This is a genomic window from Bradyrhizobium sp. AS23.2 (assembly GCF_001908185.1).
Classification (GTDB): domain Bacteria; phylum Pseudomonadota; class Alphaproteobacteria; order Rhizobiales; family Xanthobacteraceae; genus Bradyrhizobium.
In genome coordinates, this window is the sequence record NZ_LGHM01000307.1 from 1 (window position 1) to 2340 (window position 2340).

1 protein-coding gene and 1 pseudogene are annotated in these 2340 nt (G+C 57.2%); both read right to left on the bottom strand.

The genetic code is table 11. The features are described 5' to 3' along the window. Positions 1 to 1614, bottom strand: a pseudogene (locus AC630_RS46555) (hypothetical protein); the annotation flags it as partial. A gap of 402 nt (positions 1615 to 2016) precedes the next feature. Further along, positions 2017 to 2202, bottom strand: a complete 186-nt coding sequence (locus AC630_RS47645; protein WP_083636600.1) for an ATP-binding protein — start codon at positions 2200 to 2202, stop codon at positions 2017 to 2019. Between the last annotated feature and the right edge of the window lie 138 nt (positions 2203 to 2340).

Below are 2340 nucleotides of genomic sequence, written 5' to 3' on the forward strand. Positions count from 1 at the left end.
TGAACGCGCTCTGGCAGAGGGCCCGGGCCCAAAGTGAGCATCATCGCGCAGTTCGGACGGCGTCGGCGCATTCAGATCAACAAATGACGCAAGACCCCCAAAGGTGTCTGAACGCGCTCTGGCAGAGGGCCCGGGCCCAAAGTGAGCATCATCGCGCAGTTCGAACGGCGTCGGCACATTCAGATCAACAAATGACGCAAGACCGCCGTAGGTGTCTGAGGCAGCTCTACCAATTGATGGTGACGCGGGTTCTCGCGTCTCCAGTCTCAACCGAGCCCAAGCTCCCTGGCTCGCGGTGGTTTGGGTTGCGGGAAGCGACCGCGGCGTGCTGGACCGCACAGCGCATAGCCCGACTGGCAAAGCCGACCGCTCACGGGTTTGCAGGCCAAGGGCTTGGTTCGCTTCGACGAGTTTTAAGTAGCTCCGAAGATGTGACAAATCAGGACCGTATAATCTGCCTCCCGTCAGTTTGAATGTTTCCGCATCGTTGTGCAGCATTAACTGCTCCGCGTTAGAGCCATTGAGTCGGCCAGCTATGCTCTTCCCGCCATTTCCTTTAAGCCACGCACTCAGGAAACGAAGATATGCAGCCCGCTTGAAGCAAGATTCCCTTAGCTTCGCAGTCGGGGTTTTAAGATCTTTCAAGGCTTGGCCAAGCGCACCATCGATCAGGGCGGCGTCTTCGGGATGAAGAGCCAGGTAACGAGGACGACCAACGCCACGGCATTCGAGTCCTTTGGTTTCTTCACACCCGGGCAAGACCGCCCTGAGATAGTTCAAAGTCGATTTAAGCCGATTCCGAGGGTCCCGCCCCACGCTCCTGTACGCCGAAATTTCATCATCTAGTGGACCGCCTCGCAATAGAGAAGCCAAGGTGCCCTTATTATTATCTTGGAGCCACCGAGCAAACGTTCTAAATCCGGAAAGAGCTTTAGTGATGACGCCTGAGGCAACGTTGCCTTCCTCGGCATTTACCCGGAACCTTGCCAAGAGATCCGCGTCTTCGGCAGGGAGCTCCTCCATTATCTGCTCTCGCGACGGAAGGCTTCCAGGCGCAACCTTGTTCAGCTGCCAAACGACAGCAATGCGCCCACCATCCCTGAGATAGTCCTGCACATCAGCAACAAAAGAACCATGCCCAGGAGAATCAGGGTTAAACCGGCCGGATATCGGACTCCGATTTTCTTGGCGAAGCCAGCGACTTAAATGGTGCAGATCACTCACCATTCTCTTGAAGTTCCTCAACTCCGCCTTCGAATGAAGGGCCGCTTTCTTGAAGGTGGAAACAAGCTCCTCGTCCTCGGCAAAGGGCTCGGAGCGGTTGCGCTTGGCGCTTACGCGGACCTCCGCCGGCTGCGGCCCTCTACTTTTCGGCCGTGGGCCAGGTCCGTGCGCCACCGCCTCCGCGGCACCGAACGGGACGCAACCGGGGCCGCTCCGGACGTCTCCGCCATGCTCCTCAGACGAAGTGGGTTGCGACTGGCCCAACTGCTGCTCAAAGCTCGCTTGCAGCCTTGCGTCGGCGACCCGTTGCTCTAGCGGCAAATCCGTATTCTTCGGGAAACCTAGCATAAACGGGCTCAACTGCCGAGGATTGAACTGCGAACCATCCATACCGATCTCCACTCGAAAATATAAAGTGCGGAGTGCCTTGACCTTTCGTCTGCTACCCTCAGGCGACGATCACCGTCCGCATCGGGCTTTGTACTAGGTAAACGAACTTACGAAAGGCTGACCAGTCAGCAAGAAAGGGTTTAGAGACCTCCATTTCCTCATACGCCCGTCTGGCTGGGTGAGGAGGAAAGGTGACTGGCGATGTTCCTGGTTCTGTTGAATTTCTGAGAAGGTCGGGGCTGCCACCTTGAGCCGGTAGGTTCGGGTGCTGATTGCAAAAGGAGAGGAATGCTGCGTATTTCGCAAAAACGGGACAGCAGTTTCGCTACCTGACGGACAGCAGTTTCGCTAAATCGCGGACAGCGTGGCGGGCGCTGGCTTTTGGTTGCCTGGTTGTTGAAGTCAGTTGGTATTCGTTTCGCTGTTTTCGACGTCGGTCAAGGGGCGCGCAGCTTTTTTCCTTCGCATGCTGTCGCCTTTGAGGGCGATACGGTGGGAGTTGTGGATGATCCGGTCGAGGATAGCATCTGCGATGGTTGGCTCGCCGACCATGTCGCGCCATTGGGCAGCGGGCAGCTTGGGCGGCAATCATGAACCTCCTCCGAATTGATGGACACCTGTAGTGGGCTCGAAGAGCCAGGAGGTGTCGGATGGAAGGACGTCAACGTCGGTCGTTTGCGGACGACTACAAGCGGCAAGCGGTTGATCTCATAGCGTCGAGCGGGC